Here is a 19376-nt window from a genome sequence, read left to right as displayed (position 1 = left end):
CACTAACCTTATACTTTCATACAATACTATTTATCAAAGTTCATTTAAAAATCTATCAATAGCCTCATTAACTTCAGATTGAGCGATCGTTGTAACGCTCGCTTCTTTTGCTAGAGAAGTCACTATTTGCTTGCCGTATCGCTTTCCGACAATTCTCTTATCCAAAATAAGAGTTAAGGAACGTTGGTGTTCGCGTCTCATACTTCTTCCCAAAGCCTGCTTTAAACGAATAATGGCCATAGGCAATTGATAATCATAAAAGGCATTTTTCCCTTCTTGATTCAGTTCCTGATTAATCTTTTTAGTTAAGGGCTCTTGGGGATTTTGGAAAGGAAGTCTTGGTACAACTTGAATCACAAAAGGATGACTTGAAAAATCAACTCCCTCCCAGAAACTTGCTGCACCAAGCAGGATTTGTTGTTCACCTTTTTCAAAACGTTTCTTTAGCTGATGGACATCGCCATTTTTATACTGGGCTAAATGACTTACAGGGAGTAAATTTGATACTGCTAGAAGCATGTCTTTAGCAGTAAAGAGAACCAAAATCGGTTGCTGGAAAGCTTGAACTTTCATCAGCAAATCAGCTACCTCCTTGGCATAGACTTCTAAGGAGGTTTCTGTTACTAGAGGAAAATCTTTGATCAAGACCACTTCTTGATCCTGTTTTTTACCAGCTTCAACCTTGACAAATTTGGCTTCAGGATAGCCTAAAAGGTCTGCCAAAGAAACCCTCTGACTAATCTCAAGAGTGGCCGACACTCCCAAGACTTGACATGAATCAGGCACTAAAGAAGATAGAAAAATACGACCTGATTTTGTAGAAGAAATCTGAATTTTCTTCTGACTCGTTTCAGTTGCTTCAAGCCAGTAATCACCTTCAACAGTAAAATAGCGAACCAGTTCCTCAAAGCCTTCTACCTCTAATTCTGAAAAATACTGGCGGAGATTGGCAAAAGAATCCAAGATACTCTTCTTAGATTTTCCAGACTGAAATTGTTCTATCAAGTAAATAAACTCAAAGCGAATACTTTCTAGTATTCGTTGTTGAACCTTATTTTGCTCCTCCAGTAAAGCCTTATCAAGCAAATCGATAATAGACTGGATATCGTAGGTCTCTTGAAGCAGATTTTCTATAGCCAACAAAACTTTTTGGACTTCATCAATAATCAATAAACGGTCGCTGACAAATTCAGGATTATCTTCAAGTCTGGTTACAAGATAGGCATGATTGGTCACTAAAATCTTACAGGTTTGTGCCCTTTCTTGACTACGTTTCCAAAAATCTTCCGTCACAAATAAGCTTTGAGATGATAAATTCCCGTCATGACGAAGAACTGTTAGAAAATGTTGGTAACGGTAGAGTTGACCAATTTCATCCAAATCTCCTGTCTCTGTCTCTGTCAACCAGACCAAGAGTTGCATTTTAAAGCGTCTAAATAAGCGATTTTCATCATTTTCCTGCAAGGAACGATAAAAGGCATCCAACTTCAGGTAATTTTGTGGTCCCTTTAAACTATGAATGTCTATATGGAACACTTCCTTGAGACGTTTACCTTCTTCTTCCATGATTTGATTTTGAAGAATCTTTGTCGGAACGCTAAGGACAATCTGACGCTCTTTTACTTGGGATAAAGAGGGTAAGAGATAGCCATAGGTTTTCCCAATCCCTGTCGGTGCTTGAATCAGAGAGACAAGCTCATCTTTCAATAGCAAGTCAACCTCTTTAGCAAAACTTTCTTGCTTCTCCCTCACTTCAAGGTTCAACAGAGAAATATTCTTAGAAAAATCCTGAGATAATTTTCTTGGCTTATTTGGAGCTGCAATTTTCTTGAAATACAGTCCTTGAACTTCGACCAAGTCTGGAAAACTCAGGATAGATTGGCTGCGATAAATTTCTTCAATAACCAGGTAGGACTCATATAAGAGGGCGTCAGCCATTCCCAGCAAACGTTCCAAGAGTCCTTTAGGAAGTTGGGCCATCTTTTCTCGTAAAAAAAGAAGTAATTCCGCTGTAGCTTGAGCATCTGAAAGGGCTGTGTGAGCATGCTTAAGAGGAATTCCTAATTCTCGACACAATATCGGTAAACTATATTTTTCCAGTTCAGGGAAAAAGACCTGAGCCAATTCGACCGTGTCAACACGAGGATTTCTTAGCTCATAGCCTTCAAAAAATAAATTTTCCGCCAAGAGATTGGCATCAAACTGAACATTATGGGCTACAAAAATCCCATCCTCCACCAAGTCAAAGATTTTTCTAGCAACTTGCGAAAAATCAGGTGCTTGCGCCAGACGTTTGTCTGTCAATCCTGTCAGTTCTTTGATATGAGCATCCAAAGGTTCATGTGGGTTGACATCCGTCGTATAGTGATCGACGATTTTTCCATCCTCAATCACAACAATTCCCACTTGAATAATTTTAGCCTTACTACCTGTGCTAGTTGCCTCTAAATCCACCACAACATAGCGATTACCAATCGTTTTCATTATAAAAAATTATACCAAAAAAAGGGACATTTGGCACCTGCAAACATGGGATAATTTTTAAACTCAAGAAGGTTACTTTTCTTAAAAATCCCAGCAAACAGAGCATCCTAGCCTACTTATTTTTTTGAAAATATTGGAGAATAAGAAAAATTGAGAGAAGAAATGTTTGCATCTTCCTTCTCTCAACTATCCATTTACTTTATTTAACCATATCAGGATCGTAATCATAAAATCCTGTATCAAGGAATCGGTTTTTAGGGTGAAGTTTACGAACTTCTTCATCCAGCAAGAAGGCTTGATCATGGCTAAAGTTGCCCTCTTGAATCAAACTACGTGCTTGGATAAAGAGTTTTGCAATCTCAACAAAATTCTGACCAGGTGTGTAGAGCCCTTCTAGTTTCCAGTGAGTGAAACCATGCTCTACCAATTCTGTCAATTTGGTCATCAAATCAAGGTCATTGTTGGCAAAGATGTGGGTACCATGATTGTCTTCAAAGATAGAGTAATGGCTCTCAGGGTCACTTGGCTCTGCCAAGAAAAGGTCACGCTTGCGCGTCTTTTCATCATCGATGTGCGTAAAGTTATAGTAATTTTGCAAGAGCGGACGCTTAGAATGATGGATGACACTAGCTCCGTAAACCAAAACTTCAGCAGGAATTTCCAAAATCTCTGGCATTTTGAAGAGTTCAGCAGATGGAATTTCACGCGCCAAAACAGCCTCAGATGCACCAGCCTTTTGTCCCCAGAAGTTGATCTGACGACTGCTTGTCACCATAGTTGAAGCATCGTAGATAGTCTTAAAGGAATAACCGTCTCGATTGACCACATAAAAGACACCTGCATCCCCAATCGTGATGTAGTCTGTCTTGATTTCTTCCAAGAAGTCTAAGAAGGGCTTGATACGATCCATCATATCTTGGTGCATGAGGGCGTTAACCGCAACAATCAATTCCTTATCAGCATCATGAACCAGATTAGCGATTTCACGCAGTTGGTCATGACTAAAGGTTGTTGGCAGACGAAGGCCAAAATCTTTCTCACCGACATAGATACGGTCTACGCCAGCTTCGAGCAGTTGTTTAACTTGTTCAATACTTTCAGCAGTTGCTGTAATGATAATCTTTTCCATAAGGAAAATTATACCATATTTCTCAAAAATCAGCTATTCTTTGAAAATGAAAAGGGACTTTATTCTTTTTGTAACCTTTCTGTAATAATTCTCTGCTGAAAAAATGATAAAATAGGTATGTACTGTTAAGGAGAGAATAATGCCCGTAAGAAAATTACAATCCTATGAGGTAGACTATCAAGAAGAATTAAGCCAGCAGGTTCCTCGCTATCAAGATTATACACCTGAAGCGCAATCTGATACCAATCTCAAGGAAATCCTATTTTTTGTTAATATCGCTGTTTTTTGTATCTGTATTGCCATCTTTAGTTTTATCTTTTTAGCATTAAAATTATCAACTGCTCTTGCCTTTGTCGCAGCAATCGGATCCAGCTTACTTGTTTTAAAAGTTCAACGATTTATTATCAAACAAAAACGTAAAAGATAAATCCAAAATATCGCCCCAGCTGGAGCGATATTTTTATTTTTTCTTTTTAGATGGTGTGTGGATGGCTATCTTCACTTCAAAGATTGTTCCCTTTGGTTTATTATCTTTAACAGTAATGCTTCCTTTTAGGGCATCTACAATTTGCTTGGCTAGGGATAATCCTAAACCAAAACCACCTTTTTGACGGGTTCTAGCCTTGTCCACTCGATAAAAACGGTCAAAAATCTTCTTCTTATCTTCTGCTGAAATACCGACTCCATTATCAGAAACAAGTAAATACAGATTGCGATCGGTTGCTGAAATCAAAAAATCAATTTCACCATCCTCTTCAGTATATTTGATGGCATTATCAAATAGGATGGTCATCAGTTGTTTTAAAAGAAGCTGATCTGTGACAATCGTTCGATGAATCCGATTTTCAAAACGGAAGACACGGTCATTTTCCGAAGCAATCATCTCATAATTTGTGAAAGTCGTATTGAAAAAACTGGTTGGAACTTCTGCAAGTTCCGGCTTAATTCCATCATCTCTACGAGCTAAATTCAATAAGTTCGTCGTCAAAAAACGCATATTTCGGACTTCTTCCAAACTCGATGCAATGCTTTCGCTCACATCCATAATGGTTGCTTCTGGCTTACGAAAAAGGGTCTCTAAACGATTTTGCAAAACTGCAAGAGGAGTTCGTAACTCATGACTGGCATTTTCTACAAAGGACTGCTGCTTCTGCATGCTCTCAAGCAGAGGACGAACACTGACCCTAGCTAGATAGAGACTGGCAAGTAAAGACAAAATCCAGAAACTAGCCATCACAACCACAATCAATTGCTCATGCTTTTGACTAGCTTGCTCCAACTGACTGGTATTTATCAAGACAGCTGCATACTTGATATTGGTTGAAACCGAACTGATATTCGTTTCCATCAAAATCATGCGATAGATTTCTTCTTGTCCATAGCTATTAAAAACTTGAATCTGATAGATATGGCCTAGTTCTTTTTTCTCTAATTTAATCTTATCCAATCCCAAAAATCGATTTCCAGAAAGGAGCTGGGTAAAATTCTTATCAAAAAGAATGACTTCTGTGTTGGAACTGACATTGGGTTTTATCTCAGTCTTACTAGTATCTGTAGCGGCATTCTCTAAGTCTTTAATCTCTTCTGTTGCCCTATTTACTGCCAGCTGAATAACTGCCTGAGGATTTTCACTCAGTCCATGAAGCTTATCATCCACCGAAGTATAGAGACTCGAGTGCATGACCTGTAAAATAATCAAGGTCATGGTGGAGAAAATCAGAGTGAAGACACCAAAGTTGCGAATAAAATAACTAAAGTCATCCGCATACCATGTTTTTTTTAGTTTACTGAACATCTTTTAAAATATACCCAACACTGCGCAAGGTTTGCAAATTCTCTGCAAAAGTGGTTCCTTTTAATTTCTTACGGACTTTTGAAACATAGACTTCTACAACTGAAATCGTTGTGTCACTATCAAATCCCCATAGACGATCAAAAATCTGAGTCTTGGGCAAAATAACATTTTGATTTTGCAGGAAATAGACTAATAAATCAAACTCTTTCCCCAGCAATTCGACAGGAGTATCTTCAACCTTAACGGTATTTGTTGACAAATTAACTACAATATTTCCATAAGTCAAGGTGTTTTCATTAAACTTACCTGAACGTTTGAGAAGGGCTTGAATTCGCATTTTGAGTTCTTCTAGGTAGAAAGGTTTGGTCAGATAGTCATCCGCTCCCAGTTCAAATCCATGTCCCTTGTCATCCAAACTTTCCTTGGCAGTCATGATCAGAACTGGTGTCGTAATTCCTTTTTCACGCAATTCTTTCAAGACTTGGAAGCCATTTTTTTCAGGCAACATTAAATCGAGCAAAATCAAGTCATAGACGCCACTTTCAGCTTCGTAGAGACCTTCTTCACCATCAAATACCTGCATGACATCTGCAAAATCGTCTAAAAAGTCAAATACTGAATTTGACAGGCCTAGGTCATCCTCAACTAATAAGATTTTTATCATGAGAAACTCCTCCTTATTAAAACCATTATACCAAATTTGCCTTAAAAAAAACTCAACTCTCTGCATTTTATACTCAATGAAAATCAAAGAGCAAACTAGGAAGCTAGCCACAGGTTGCTCAAAGCACTGCTTTGAGGTTGTGGATAGAACTGACGAAGTCAGTACCCATACCTACGGCAAGGCGACGCTGACGTGGTTTGAAGAGATTTTCGAAGAGTATTACATGAGATAGCTGAGTTTTCTTTTATTTAGTCTTAATTATTTAGTTCCGTATTGAAGAACGACTGCTTCGACTGCAGCTTTTTCACGGTTAATCAAGTCAACACGCGCTGCAATTTCCTTGATTCCCATACCGATGTTACGGCTAAGAGCTAGGTCAGAAAGTTGTGGCTCAAAGAATTCCTTGTATTCCGCCAAGCGTTGCTCTGTCTTGAATACATGGGCAGGAAGGATAACAAAGCTATCAAAGCTCATATCTCCTCCAAGAGCTGCCTTAATCCAAGCCCAGTTTTCACGCGCCCAAGACCAAGCTGTTTCCTGAGTTGCTTGATGAGATAGGAAATGATTATACCAAGCTGACAAGTCTTGTGGTTTAACCACAAATTTGTCCTTCCAAGAAGCAATCAAGGTTTGGATATTCTCCGCATCTGTACTGTAGGCAAGAGCTCCTGCCAACTGGCGCTTGAAGACCGCATCCGTCGCATGAGTGTAAAGGTCCAGATAAGTTGCGACCAAAGCCTTAGTCTCATGATGTTTCATCTCATTGATCAGAACTTGTGATCGAATGGCTGCTGGGAGTCCTGCAAGACGATCCTTGTGGGCTGCGAAAATTTGGCTAGCAACTTGACTTGCTTCCTCGTCATTTGAACGAATCATCATGGAAATGGTCAATTGACGAACCAATTCATCCTCATCTGATTCGCCATCTTTAGCTTCAAAACCAAGACGGTCATAGTTGTGACGAGCCAATTTAGCAACTAGTGCTTTGAAGGCTCTTTCAGCTTCTGTACCTTCATCGACAAAGCGCTCAAGGGCAGAAATCACTTGAGAAACAGCTGAAACGACAAGGTAAGATTCTTCTTTAGCAAGTTTATCAAGGACTGGGAGCAAGTCAGCATAAGAAATGTGCCCTGCTTCAGCCAACAAACGACGTTCTTGAACGATTTGAAGTTTACTTGTGTTATCAAGCTCAACTAGGTCAGCAAGAATAGCATCCAGTAATTCACCTTGATAGTCAGTAATGTAGTGGGCTGTATTTTCAGTGTTGAGACGAAGAGCTCCTTCATTTTCAGCAAGAAGAGCTGAGTACCCAGGGATTTCGATACTTTCAGTTTCAAGTGTATCAGGCAAACCTTTCCAGTTGGTATTCAATGGCACAACCCAGAGACGGTTCTTGTCTTCGTGCTCACCGATAAAGAATTGTTTTTGTGAGATCTTCAAGACATCATTTTCAACTTTGACAGTAAGAACTGGATAACCAGGTTGTTCCAGCCAAGAATCCATGAAGGATGCGACATCACGTCCAGACGCTTGACCAAGAGCATCCCAAAGGTCACGACCAATGGTATTGCTGTACTGATGTTTTTCAAAGTAAGCATGCAAACCTTTAGCAAAATCAGCATCGCCGAGCCAACGGCGAAGCATATGCATGAGACGGCTTCCTTTGGCATAGACGATAGCTCCGTCAAAGAGTGTATTGATTTCATCTGGGTGTTTGACTTCGACGTGGACAGACTGAACACCATCAGTCGCATCACGTTTAAGAGCGGCTGGTACTCCACCTGTTTGGAAATCTTCAAAGATATTCCAGCTTGGTTCAATAGCATCCACACAGACGTATTCCATCATGTTAGCGAAACTTTCATTGAGCCAAAGGTCATCCCACCACTTCATAGTTACAAGGTTACCGAACCATTGGTGAGCAAGCTCATGGGCAATAACGAGGGCTACCTGTTGACGGATAGCAAATGTTGAGTTCTCATCCACAACCAAGTAAACTTCACGATAGGTCACAAGACCCCAGTTTTCCATAGCACCAGCTGAGAAGTCAGGGAGGGCGATGTGGAGAGATTGAGGAATTGGGTACTTAACTCCATAGTAATCTTCGTAAAACTCGATAGAGCGAACAGCGATGTCCAGTGAGAAATCAAGGTTAGATAGTGGGTGGGCTTTGGTTGAGTAGACACCTACAAGAGTACCGTTTTTAGTTTTAGCCGTCACACCTTGCAAATCACCCGCAACAAAGGCCAACAAGTAAGAAGACATGCGAGGTGTTGTCTCAAACTTCCAGATACCTGTTTCCTTACGGTTTTCAACATCGATTTCTGGCATGTTAGACAAGGCCAATTCACCTTCTGCTTGGTCAAAACGTAGAGAGAGGTCAAAAGTTGCTTTGGCTTCTGGCTCATCCACACATGGGAAGGCTTCGCGCGCAAAATGGCTCTCGAACTGAGTAGACAAGACTTCCTTCTTGACTCCATCAACTGTGTAATAAGAAGGGTAAATCCCTGTCATGTTGTCTGTAATTTTTCCTGAGAAAGCGATAACCACTTCCACTTGACCTGCTTCCGCAAGTTCAATATGAAGGGCTTCATTGTCATGGTCAACTGTAAATGGGCGAGCTTCCCCTGCAACTTCTACAGAAGTGATTTCCAAGTCTTTTTGATGAAGGGAAATGCGGTCACTCTGTGCTTGGCCAGTGATGGTTACCTTCCCTGAAAAAGTCTTGGTCTCACGACTCAAGTCTAAAAATAAATCATAATGTTCAGGAACAAATTGCTTAATAAAATGTTCAACTGCTTGCATAATTTTCTCCTATTCTAAGTTTAAGAGCTAGAGCTCTTCTTCAAACAAACTTATTATATCATGTTTTGCTTGAGAAAAAAGGATTGGACGGCGATTTCCAAAACTTTCTTCCTTCTAATAGTCTACAGGGGGTAGACCTTGCGAAATTCTTCTAAAACGACCTTGCTGTTAGGTGTAAAAGTCAGCCCTGCTTCTCTCAGCCATTCGGCGAAACAAGCCTCATGAACCTGACGCCAATAGGCAAGTGATTTGTCACCCTCCCCTTCCTTAAAGGCATGTTGAGCAGAAACTTGATGGAAGGGCTGGACAGAAACCTTTTTAATTTCGACAATGCAGACAGCCTGATTTTGACTATCTAGAATGACATCAAAAGTTCCTTCTTGAGGAAGAGACTCGGCTTCTAGTGCATAGAGATCGTAGGCTGATGCTGTTGCAGTCTTTTCGCCTCTTAAAACCAAATCTGCTAAAAGGTCTGCTTCCACTCCAAAAGCCCAAGCATCGATTTCATCTCCTATAGAGGGGTTAATTTCCTTGTATGCATTCCACATTTCTTGCGGTGTCATGGGCGCTCCTTTGTAATTTTTTACTTTCTTCTTTTATGTGTTTGAGATGGTCTGGATGGTCAATCTCTAAATTAAAAATCTCTGGAATAGAACTATAGTGGATAATGCATTCGATACCCATCTGATTTGTTTTTTGTATGAAAGAAGTATTCAGATAGCCTGCTACAGCAAAATCAATCTTGTTCTTTCTTGCTTTATCCTGCATCTGTCTCAGCATATCTAACATTATTGGACTTTCCATATCATGCCATTGACTGTTTCTCACAGTCGCAAAAACAAAAGAAGTTAAATCATTCATTCCAACTATAATCTTTGAAATACTAGTTTCCAGTATCCTGTCCAAGTCAAAATAAGCTGACGGTAATTCAACCATTGTGCCGATTTTCCCAGTAAAACCATGCTCACGCAATACTGTAATAGCTTGGTTTAATTGGTCAGCATCATTGACAAAAGGAAAAATAACAGACAGATTAGGATTGGTTTGATAAACTTTTGTAACAACATTTGCCTCAGCATGAAATTCATTCGGACACGCCAGTAAACGCCTAGTTCCTCTATATCCAAACAAAGGATGACGTTCGTCAAAATGCTGTTTAGTTCCCTCTAGACAATTAGCTTCTGTATTCGTTAATTCAGTAAAACGATACCAAACTTCTTGATCTGAGTACAGGGAGCAGATAGTCTCTAGATAATCTTTTACAAATTGCTGACAACTTGGTAACAGGATGTTTTGGTTAAGCTCCCTCAACAAGTATTCCCCACGAATCATGCCAACATGATGAAATAGTTGGGGATAAACTTTTTCAATAATTTTTTCGCCACTAAGAGCAAGTTGATTTTTCATCATTCACCTTCCAATTCATGTAAGAAGTCTTGTCCAGTTCTGGAAATTCTAATAATTCAGACTTAACCTTCAATACTAATGGCGATGCATTTTCTTCTGTGATCTCTTGAATATCCATCCAAACATATCCAAGTGAATCATTCGCACCATCAGACACAGCTTCCGAAGTCGTAACTTGAGGTGCACTCTCATTCATTTCAACATCATACAAGGCCATGACATGGTGAACCATAAAATTTTTTAACTCTTCCCTGACGAAAACATCGTAGATTCGAGGATTAGAATAGCTTCTAACAGTAAATCCCGTCTCTTCCATAACTTCTCTAGTCAGCGTTTCCGTCAGTCCTTCACCAAGTTGCTGACTGCCTCCAGGTAGATCATACCGATGTTGATAAGGGCCTCTCGTTTTTTCAATGCAGAGTAACTTCCCATTTTCAAAGCAAACAGCATAGACTCCAAAATGATTTTTGATTTCCATCCAACTCCTCCTACTTCAAAGACCAGCCACCATCTATTGTCAGAATTTGTCCCTGCATGGCAGATGCCTTTCCACTAGCCAAAAAAAGACTGACTTCTGCCACTTCTTCTGGCTCTATCCAGCGTTTGATGGGTGTTTCACTAGCCACCCAGTCAGCCAATCCACCTGACTCAAAATCGGCAGCGGTCATAGCTGTCTTGACTGCTCCTGGAGCAATGCCAAAGATCTGAATCCCAGCTTCAGCATAATCTAGAGCCAACTGCTTGGTAAAGCCAGCCAAGGCGTGCTTCGAAGAAGTATAAGCGTGTCCTCCACCGCCTGCTAAGTTAGAAGCAATAGAGCACATATTGATAATGGTCCCTTTTTTATTCTCCAGCATTTGTGTCAAATAATAGCGAGTCAACTCAACAGGAGTCATATAGTTGATTTCAAAAATTTCTTGAATTTCCTGCGCTGTCTGTTCCAACAGTGGTTTGTAATCATCCAACACTCCAGCAGTATTGCACAAAACATCAACCTGAGGACACCAGTCAAAAATAGGATCTAAGTCCAAGGTCAAATCTCTCTGTAAAAAGTGGAAATCACCCTCTAATAGTGGATCTTCACCCTGGTCAACTCCATAAACTTGATAGCCCTTCTCTAAAAAGAAGCGAGCTTGAGCCAGACCAATCCCTGAACTCACGCCTGTAACGAGTACACATTTAGTCATGCACTTCTACCCAATCCGTCGCTAAAACATCACAAGGTGTCGGACTCCACATGGAAAAACCTTCTCCTTCTCCAGACACGTTAATTAGGAAATAGGGCGTCACTTCAAGTGCAAAACCGTTTTGTTCAATGGTGTCAAAAAGTTGGACATAGTTTTCAGCACCTCCCCAACCAGTTCGTACATATTTTTTCTTATCCTTTAACCCAGGTAGAATTTCTTCAAATGTCATGTTTTTCTCCTTTAATATCAATAATCCTCCCCTTCATTATAACAAAAAAACCGCTTTGAAACGGCTTTTTGACTGTGATTTATTTACATCTGCTTCTACTTACGGCAAATTATTCCCTGCAGCAAGATAAATTTCATACCATTCTTTTCTTGTTAAGCTAAAGTTTGCCGCTTGGCTAACTTCTCTCAAGTGCTTAGTATTTGTGGTACCTACGACTGCCTGCATTTTTGCTGGATAACGCAATATCCAAGAAATGGCAATAGTTGAAGAGGTTACTCCATACTTAATAGCTAAACGATCAAGTACTTGATTTAAAGCTTTAAATTTCTCATTTCCAACAAAATTCCCTTTAAAATACCCAAATTGTAAGACAGACCATGCTTGAATGATCACATCGTGTAATTTGCAATATTCAAAAATGCTGCCATCTCGCATAGCTGCTTGACTATCTTCCATATTAACATGAAAACCTGATTCGAATCCTGGAGTAAAAGCTGCACTCAATTGTAGCTGATTAACAGCTAACGGCTGCTTGACATCTTTTTTAAGTAACTCCATCATCATAGGATTTTGATTAGAAACTCCAAAATCTCGGACCTTACCTTGTTTATAAAGGAGATCAAAGGCTTCTGCTACTTGGTCAGATTCCATCAAAGCATCTGGTCGATGAAGGAGCAAGCTATCTAAATAATCAATCTTCAATCTTTGCAAAATTCCGTCAACTGATTTTATAATATAGTCCTTAGAAAAATCAAAATAGGTAAATTCTTCAATGCGAATGCCACATTTGGACTGAATCCACATCTTTTCTCTTAAATCTGGACGATTTTTTAGGACAAGACCTAACAGTTCTTCACAACGACCACGACCATAAATATCAGCCAAGTCGAAAGCATTGATTCCAACAGAAAGTGCTGTTTCTACAAGCTCTTCAACTTCTTTTACAGACTTATCTTCTATTCTCATCATTCCGAGAACAATTTCTGATAATTCTTTGTCATCTTGACCAAGAGTTATGTATCTCATCAAATTTTTCTCCTTTAATTTCTAACATTCTTCCCTTCATTATAACAAAAAACCGCTTTGCAACGGCTTTTTGACTATATTTCACTCCATTTTATCTTCTTAAATCCACGGAACAAAAGAAAAATACCAATAAAGAGAACAGCTAAAGGAATGATTTTTGTGAAAAAAACATGTGAAATGCCCATCCACTCATAGTAACGGAGCAGAGAACCTACAACAAGATGGGCAACAATCATACTGACAAAGGGACGAAAGACCGCTTCTTTCCAATTCCAAATACTGATGACTAGAGAAAGCGTAAAGACAAGGAAACTATCCCAGGGAGCAGGAAGATAAAAGTCCCCTTCTTGTATGAAACTTGCCATTCCTACATATCCTAGAACAACTAGAAGAACTATACTTCCAACGACAATATAAGTGCCAATTTTCATCTTAGGAGAATCTTGGACTAGCCCCCAACGTAAGATTGTGGACACAAGTCCAAATCCAATCAGAAAAAGAAGAAGTTGCCCTAAAAATGTGAGCAAATTGACTGTTAAGAGAGGACCTTTAGAAAAATCACCCAGTAGATGATAGTAACGTAATACCGCTAGGACAAGAATTGGCGTCAAAAGGGACTCCTTGATAGAACTACGGGGTGCTTCCTTGAGCATCTCTTTCATTATTTTTTTAGGATTCTTACCTAGATAATCCTCTGCACTCATGCCATCTCGTTCTGCTTCTGAGAAATCTAGCATCATCAAATAGATCTGCTCTCTGAGATAGTCTTCATCATAGAGAAATCCAGCAAGATTAAAACTATCCCACAGTTCCTCAAAATACTGCTGATTCTCCTCAGAAAACTGATGCAGCAAAGCGCTTGTTTCTTCATAATACTTCATTTTCTTCATAATTTACCCTCCATTCTTAATCCCTTCTACTTTTTGACTCAAATCGTCCCATTGTTGCCAAAAGACTAAGACACGCTCTTCTCCTTCTTTAGTTAACGAAAAATACTTCCGATCTGGACCATCTGACGACGGGCGCATGTCGCCTCTTATCCATTGATTTTTTTCTAACTTTTGCAGCAAAGGATAAATAGTTCCTGGAACGATAGTGTCAAATCCAGTCTCTCGCAAAATCTGAACCAACTCATAACCATATCGCTCTTTTTGACCAATCATATCCAAGACACAACCTTCAAGAACACCTTTTAATAGTTGGGTTTCTTTCATCCCTTCTCCCTTCTTACCTATTTTGTAATACCTACTAGTAGCTTCACCTATAGTATACTACTTCTACACTAGTTTGTAAAGCATAATAGTTAAATAAAAAAACAGAACTAGCATGAACTAGTCCTGTCTATTTTTACCCAATCACACTTCCGTTTGGTACAGCTGGATCAACTGTGAGAAGGGTTAATTGTCCATTATGTTCAGCTGAGAGGATCATCCCTTGGCTGACATATTTTTTCATCATTTTACGTGGTTTGAGGTTAGCAACGATTTGAACTTTTTTGCCGACCAATTCTTGTTCATTTGGATAGTATTTGGCAATTCCTGAAAGGATTTGACGGTCATGACCATCACCAGCATCTAAGCGGAATTGAAGCAACTTATCTGAACCTTCTACTTTAGACACTTCTTTGACTTCTGCGACACGGATTTCGACCTTGTCAAAGTCTTCAAACTTGATTTCTTCCTTGTTTAGTTTGAGTTCAACTTCGTCTGGGTTCCACTCTTTTTCGACTGCTGGTTTATTGCCTTCCATTTGTTCCTTGATATAGGCGATTTCTTCTTCCATATCCAGACGTGGAAAGATTGGTGTTCCTTTGGCAACTACAGTCACATCTGCTGGGAAGTCAGCCAAGCTCAAGTTCTCAAGGCTAGCAACTTCTGCTAGACCAAGTTGAGTCAAGACTGCACGACTGGTCTCCATCATAAATGGTTCAATCAAGTGTGCTACGACGCGAAGGCTAGCTGCCAAGTGGCTCATGACACTTGCTAATTGGTCACGATGAGCTTCATCCTTAGCCAATACCCATGGAGCTGTTTCATCAATGTATTTATTGGTACGAGAGATAAGGGTCCAGACTGCTTCAAGCGCACGTGGGTAGTCAACTGCTTCCATTTGTGTATGGTAGTCAGCAATTGATTCAGCAGCTACTTGAGCAAGAGCATTGTCAAATTCAGTCACACCTTCTACATAGGCAGGAATTTGCCCGCCAAAGTACTTGTTGATCATGGAAACCGTACGGTTGAGGAGGTTCCCTAGGTCATTTGCCAATTCATAGTTGATACGACCTACATAGTCTTCAGGAGTGAAGGTTCCGTCTGAACCAACTGGAAGGCTGCGCATGAGGTAGTAACGAAGTGGATCTAGTCCAAAACGCTCTATCAACATTTCAGGATAGACAACATTCCCTTTAGACTTAGACATCTTACCGTCTTTCATGACAAACCAACCATGACCAATTAAACGTTCTGGCAATTTGATGTCCAACATCATAAGAAGGATTGGCCAGTAGATTGAGTGAAAACGAAGGATGTCTTTTCCAACCATGTGGAAGACTGTTCCGTTCCAGAACTTGTCAAAGTTAGCGTGTTCGTCTTGATCGTAGCCAAGAGCTGTCACATAGTTGAGTAGAGCATCAAACCAAACATAGACAACGTGTTTTGGATTTGATGGGACAGGCACTCCCCATGTAAAGGTTGTACGAGAAACTGCCAAATCCTCTAAACCTGGCTCGATGAAGTTGCGAAGCATTTCATTGAGACGACCATCTGGAGTGATAAATTCAGGATGGGACTTGAAAAATTCGACCAAACGATCTTGGTATTTGCTGAGGCGAAGGAAGTATGATTCTTCAGATACCCATTCCACCTCGTGACCTGATGGAGCGATACCACCAGTTACATTTCCAGCTTCATCACGGAATACTTCTGCAAGCTGGCTTTCTGTAAAGAATTCCTCATCTGAAACTGAATACCAACCAGAGTATTCACCCAAATAGATGTCATCTTGAGCCAGCAAGCGCTCAAAGACCTGTGCGACAACTTTTTCATGGTAATCATCCGTTGTACGGATGAACTTATCGTATGAGATATCTAGTAATTGCCAGAGTTCTTTAACTCCAACTACCATTCCATCAACATAAGCTTGTGGTGTAATACCAGCTTCTTCTGCTTTTTGTTGAATCTTTTGACCATGCTCATCAAGACCTGTCAGATAAAAGACATCGTAGCCCATCAGGCGTTTGTAACGGGCTAGGACATCACAGGCGATGGTTGTGTAGGCAGAACCGATATGAAGTTTACCAGATGGATAGTAAATCGGCGTTGTAATATAAAAATTCTTTTCAGACATAATTTTTCCTTTCCAGGCAAATGGAACCTGTTTTTCTAACACTTCATTATATCACATTTTTAAGGATTTTTGATAGGGAAATCTATACAAAAACAAGATAGACAAGTGTCCATCTTGTTTATTCTATTCATAACGAAGGGCTTCGATTGGATCAAGTTTCGATGCCTTGTTGGCTGGCAAGACTCCAAAAATCATACCAACACTAGCCGAAACTGCAAGACTAAATAGGGCAACTGGGATTGATACTCCTACTTCTATACCAGCTATCAATCCTTGCAAGAGTAGACCAGCTATAGCTGTTAAGCCTGTCGCAATGGTTAGACCAATAGCTCCCCCAAGCAAGGTCAAAATCATGGATTCAATCAAAAACTGGATTAAAATATTAGCACGTGTTGCACCCAAGGCCTTACGGAGACCAATCTCACGCGTACGCTCTGTCACCGAAACCAGCATGATGTTCATAACACCAGTCCCGCCAACAAAGAGAGAAATTCCTGCGATGGCACTAATAACCGTCGTCATAAATCCAAAAAGTTGTTGTACTTCTTGGAAGGCTGCAGTCGCATCTGCCACCTGATACTCCCCTTGCTGAATACCGGCAATCTCGGTCAATTTTCTAGCTAATTCTGGTCCCACAGTTGGTGTCAAACTGGTATCATTAACACGGAATACAATATCAGAAATTTCATCCATATTGAAGTTGTTGGCAAGAGAGATATTAGTCGTGATTGGAAGTCCACCAATACCAAAAGTCTTAGCAGTCTTGGCCTCATCGCTGGTATAGACACCAATGACACGATAGCTAAAGCCACCAACATCTATAACCTGGTTGACAGCTTCTTGAGCAGATCCAAACAGACTATTAGCAAGTTCTTGGTCTAATAAAATGACACTGGCCACCTCTTTATAATCCTGAGCTATCAGACTTCGGCCTGCAACAATTTCATTTTCAACCGCCTTCATGTAAGTAATATTTCCACCTGTCAGGCTAGCGCGCTCCACTTTTTTATCTTTATAAGACAGGGTGGTATTGGTCGAGTTGGTTACATAATAACTGTCCACCCCTTTGAGTTTAGCCGCCTCCCTGACCCAGGATTCTTGTGGTTTTGGTGGTTCAACATGAACCTCCTCTTCTTTCCCAGAAACTGTCAATGCTGATTGCTTTTGGGTAAAAGAACCATCTTTGCTTTTGATAGGTGAGAAAAAGACATGGATATTCTTCTGTGACTTGGTCATATTTTTATTGATCTGACGAGACATGGAATCTCCCAGAGCCATAATCACAACAACTGATGAAACACCAATGATAATCCCAATCATGGTAAGCAAAGAGCGCATCTTGTGAGCCATGATAGATGAAAAGGCAAATTTCAGATTCTGCATCTTAGTTTTCCTCCTTTTCTAACTGTGCACTATCAGATGAAATAACTCCATCTCGAATGACAATCTGGCGTTTAGCATAAGCAGCGATTTCAGGCTCATGCGTTACCATGATAATGGTTTTTCCTTCTTTATTCAGTTCAACCAATAATTGCATGATTTGGTTACCTGTTTTGGTATCCAAGGCTCCTGTCGGTTCGTCCGCTAGGATAATAGAAGGATTGTTTACCAAGGCACGCGCGATGGCTACACGTTGCTTTTGACCACCAGATAATTCCGAAGGCAAATGATGACTACGTTCTGTCAATTCAACCTTATCTAGATATTCCTCAGCTAACTTGCGCCGTTTTGAAGCCGAAACTCCCGCGTAAATCAAGGGCAATTCTACGTTTTGCAGAGCATTAAGTTTGGATAGAAGAAAGAACTGCTGAAAGACAAAACCGATTTGTTGGTTGCGAACCTTGGCTAGTTGTTTTTCACCCAATCCAGCCACTTCTTGATCTTCAAGATAATACTCTCCACTACTTGGTGTATCCAACATACCAATGGTATTCATGAGAGTAGACTTACCCGAACCAGATGGTCCCATGATGGCAACAAATTCACCCTCATTCACTTCTAGGTTGATATTTTTGAGAACCTGCAGTTCTTGGTCACCGTTACGGTAGCTTCTGCAGATATTTTTTAGACTAATTAGTTGCTTCATCAGCCTTCACCTCTTTTCCTTCCTCTAGAGAAGACGTTGGGTTACTGATGACCTTGACTCCATTTGTCAGACCTGAAATGATTTCTTGGTTGTCTGCATCAGCATTACCCAAACCAACTTCCACTTTCTTGGCCTTTTTCTGCTCGTCAAGCACCCAGACATAGTTCTTATCATTTTCAATCACAACACTTGTTAGAGGAACCAGAATAGCTTTAGTCTTGTTCTTCACCTCAACACTTACTGAGAATCCTTGTTTCAAGTTACCGATTTCACTTGTAACATCAATAGTATATGGATATTTAGAACCAGAATTACCACCTGCTGCGGCAGTAGCTGCACTTGCTGCTTCGCCATTGTTTTTAGGGTAATCAGAGATATAGCTAATCTTACCAGTCCAGCTCTTATCTTGGTAAACTTTAGAAGTAAAGGTTACTTCTTGACCAACAGATAGGTTGGCAAGGTTATATTCAGATAATTCACCCTTAACTTGCAAGTTTTCATTGCTAACGACATGAACTACCACCTGGCTAGCTCCTGTTGGAGATTTTGAAACATTGCGGTTGACTTCGACTACAGTTCCCTCTAAGGTACTAAGAACAGTCGTTGCATCCAACTGACTTTGAGCCTTGCTTAATTGCGCTGCTGCATCTGCACGGGCATCACGAGCATCACCCAGTTGTGCATCAATAGATGAAACTGAATTTCCTGAGACTGGAGCTTGCGCTGCAGCACCTTCTCCTCCTGCTAGCGCTGGTAACTGTGGAGCAGGAGCTGAAGCGGCTTCATTTCGTGCTTGATTGAGTTCGTTGATATGACGATCTGCCTTAGCTACTGCTCGACTAGCTGAATCATAAGCCGCCTGGGCTTCTGAACTACTATACTTGACTAAAGCCTGCCCTTCGCTGACCTTATCACCCACAGAAACAAGGATTTCATCTAAATCTCCCTTACTAGCATCAAAATAAACATATTGTTCATTTTTTGCTGTTACTGTCCCTGACAATAAGACAGAAGATGCCACGCTTCCTTCCTTAGCAACAACAAGATGAGTAGCTTCATCTTTTACAGCAGTATGAGAAGGTTGTCTAAAGAGCAAAATTCCCCCAGCCCCCAATACAACTACACTTGCCACACCAATTGCTGCATACAATTGCCACTTTTTAGCTTTACCATTTTTTTTCATAATGAAACTCCTTTTTGATTTAAAGTCCTTAACAAT

At 40.3% G+C, this 19376-nt stretch carries 18 protein-coding genes; 1 reads left to right on the top strand and 17 read right to left on the bottom strand.

Features of this window, described 5'->3' with window-relative positions; genetic code table 11:
* Positions 1 to 33: 33 nt before the first annotated feature.
* The gene (locus tag RWP09_RS04905) at positions 34 to 2484 is read right to left on the bottom strand and encodes a bifunctional DnaQ family exonuclease/ATP-dependent helicase (RefSeq protein ID WP_314434607.1); all 2451 of its coding nucleotides are present in this window, start codon (positions 2482 to 2484) and stop codon (positions 34 to 36) included.
* A gap of 199 nt (positions 2485 to 2683) precedes the next feature.
* A complete protein-coding gene (locus RWP09_RS04900; RefSeq protein WP_173275045.1) occupies positions 2684 to 3613 on the bottom strand; it encodes a peptidase U32 family protein in 930 nt (309 codons plus the stop codon).
* A gap of 139 nt (positions 3614 to 3752) precedes the next feature.
* On the opposite strand from RWP09_RS04900, the gene RWP09_RS04895 reads away from it, so the two are divergent.
* A complete protein-coding gene (locus RWP09_RS04895; RefSeq protein WP_314434598.1) occupies positions 3753 to 4040 on the top strand; it encodes a DUF3270 domain-containing protein in 288 nt (95 codons plus the stop codon).
* A gap of 33 nt (positions 4041 to 4073) precedes the next feature.
* Here the strand turns inward: RWP09_RS04895 and ciaH are convergent, their stop codons facing one another.
* From ciaH to RWP09_RS04820, 15 genes are all read right to left on the bottom strand, one after another.
* On the bottom strand, positions 4074 to 5408 hold the full coding sequence (ciaH, locus tag RWP09_RS04890) for a two-component system sensor histidine kinase CiaH (protein WP_314434595.1): 1335 nt from the start codon (positions 5406 to 5408) through the stop codon (positions 4074 to 4076).
* Positions 5398 to 6072, bottom strand: coding sequence for a two-component system response regulator CiaR (gene ciaR, locus RWP09_RS04885; protein ID WP_000590639.1), 675 nt, complete (start codon positions 6070 to 6072; stop codon positions 5398 to 5400). The genes ciaH and ciaR overlap by 11 nt, the downstream gene beginning before the upstream one ends.
* Positions 6073 to 6330: 258 nt before the next feature.
* Positions 6331 to 8877, bottom strand: coding sequence for a M1 family metallopeptidase (locus RWP09_RS04880; protein WP_314434592.1), 2547 nt, complete (start codon positions 8875 to 8877; stop codon positions 6331 to 6333).
* Positions 8878 to 8999: 122 nt separating this feature from the next.
* Positions 9000 to 9440: an ASCH domain-containing protein gene (locus tag RWP09_RS04875; RefSeq protein WP_314434590.1), complete on the bottom strand. Its 441-nt coding sequence runs from the start codon at positions 9438 to 9440 to the stop codon at positions 9000 to 9002.
* A complete protein-coding gene (locus RWP09_RS04870; protein ID WP_314434839.1) occupies positions 9400 to 10284 on the bottom strand; it encodes a putative PEP-binding protein in 885 nt (294 codons plus the stop codon). The genes RWP09_RS04875 and RWP09_RS04870 overlap by 41 nt, the downstream gene beginning before the upstream one ends.
* Positions 10262 to 10762: an NUDIX hydrolase gene (locus RWP09_RS04865; RefSeq protein WP_314434588.1), complete on the bottom strand. Its 501-nt coding sequence runs from the start codon at positions 10760 to 10762 to the stop codon at positions 10262 to 10264. The genes RWP09_RS04870 and RWP09_RS04865 overlap by 23 nt, the downstream gene beginning before the upstream one ends.
* A gap of 10 nt (positions 10763 to 10772) precedes the next feature.
* Complete coding sequence (locus RWP09_RS04860; protein ID WP_314434586.1) at positions 10773 to 11471, bottom strand: 3-oxoacyl-ACP reductase; 699 nt, start codon at positions 11469 to 11471, stop codon at positions 10773 to 10775.
* Positions 11464 to 11700 (bottom strand): DUF2829 domain-containing protein, encoded by a 237-nt coding sequence (locus RWP09_RS04855; protein WP_314434584.1) that lies wholly within the window; start codon positions 11698 to 11700, stop codon positions 11464 to 11466. Before RWP09_RS04855 ends, RWP09_RS04860 begins: the two co-directional genes overlap by 8 nt.
* A gap of 99 nt (positions 11701 to 11799) precedes the next feature.
* Positions 11800 to 12726 carry an aldo/keto reductase gene (locus RWP09_RS04850; protein ID WP_314434582.1) on the bottom strand — a complete coding sequence of 309 codons (927 nt, stop codon included), beginning with the start codon at positions 12724 to 12726 and terminating at the stop codon, positions 11800 to 11802.
* Positions 12727 to 12800: 74 nt separating this feature from the next.
* Positions 12801 to 13616 carry a hypothetical protein gene (locus RWP09_RS04845; protein ID WP_314434580.1) on the bottom strand — a complete coding sequence of 272 codons (816 nt, stop codon included), beginning with the start codon at positions 13614 to 13616 and terminating at the stop codon, positions 12801 to 12803.
* Between the two features lie 3 nt (positions 13617 to 13619).
* Entirely contained in the window at positions 13620 to 13940 is a 321-nt protein-coding gene (locus tag RWP09_RS04840; protein WP_314434578.1) for a PadR family transcriptional regulator, read from the bottom strand.
* Between the two features lie 133 nt (positions 13941 to 14073).
* Positions 14074 to 16071: a methionine--tRNA ligase gene (gene metG, locus RWP09_RS04835; RefSeq protein WP_314434576.1), complete on the bottom strand. Its 1998-nt coding sequence runs from the start codon at positions 16069 to 16071 to the stop codon at positions 14074 to 14076.
* Between the two features lie 123 nt (positions 16072 to 16194).
* A complete protein-coding gene (locus RWP09_RS04830; RefSeq protein ID WP_314434574.1) occupies positions 16195 to 17454 on the bottom strand; it encodes an ABC transporter permease in 1260 nt (419 codons plus the stop codon).
* A 1-nt stretch (position 17455) separates the two neighbouring features.
* The gene (locus tag RWP09_RS04825) at positions 17456 to 18157 is read right to left on the bottom strand and encodes an ABC transporter ATP-binding protein (protein WP_314434572.1); all 702 of its coding nucleotides are present in this window, start codon (positions 18155 to 18157) and stop codon (positions 17456 to 17458) included.
* A complete protein-coding gene (locus RWP09_RS04820) occupies positions 18141 to 19343 on the bottom strand; it encodes an efflux RND transporter periplasmic adaptor subunit (RefSeq protein WP_314434836.1) in 1203 nt (400 codons plus the stop codon). The genes RWP09_RS04825 and RWP09_RS04820 overlap by 17 nt, the downstream gene beginning before the upstream one ends.
* Positions 19344 to 19376 lie beyond the last annotated feature (33 nt).

The organism is uncultured Streptococcus sp. (assembly GCF_963521255.1).
Taxonomy (GTDB): Bacteria; Bacillota; Bacilli; order Lactobacillales; family Streptococcaceae; genus Streptococcus.
Note: the sequence above shows the minus strand (reverse complement) of the source record. Positions and strands in the feature narration are given on the sequence as shown.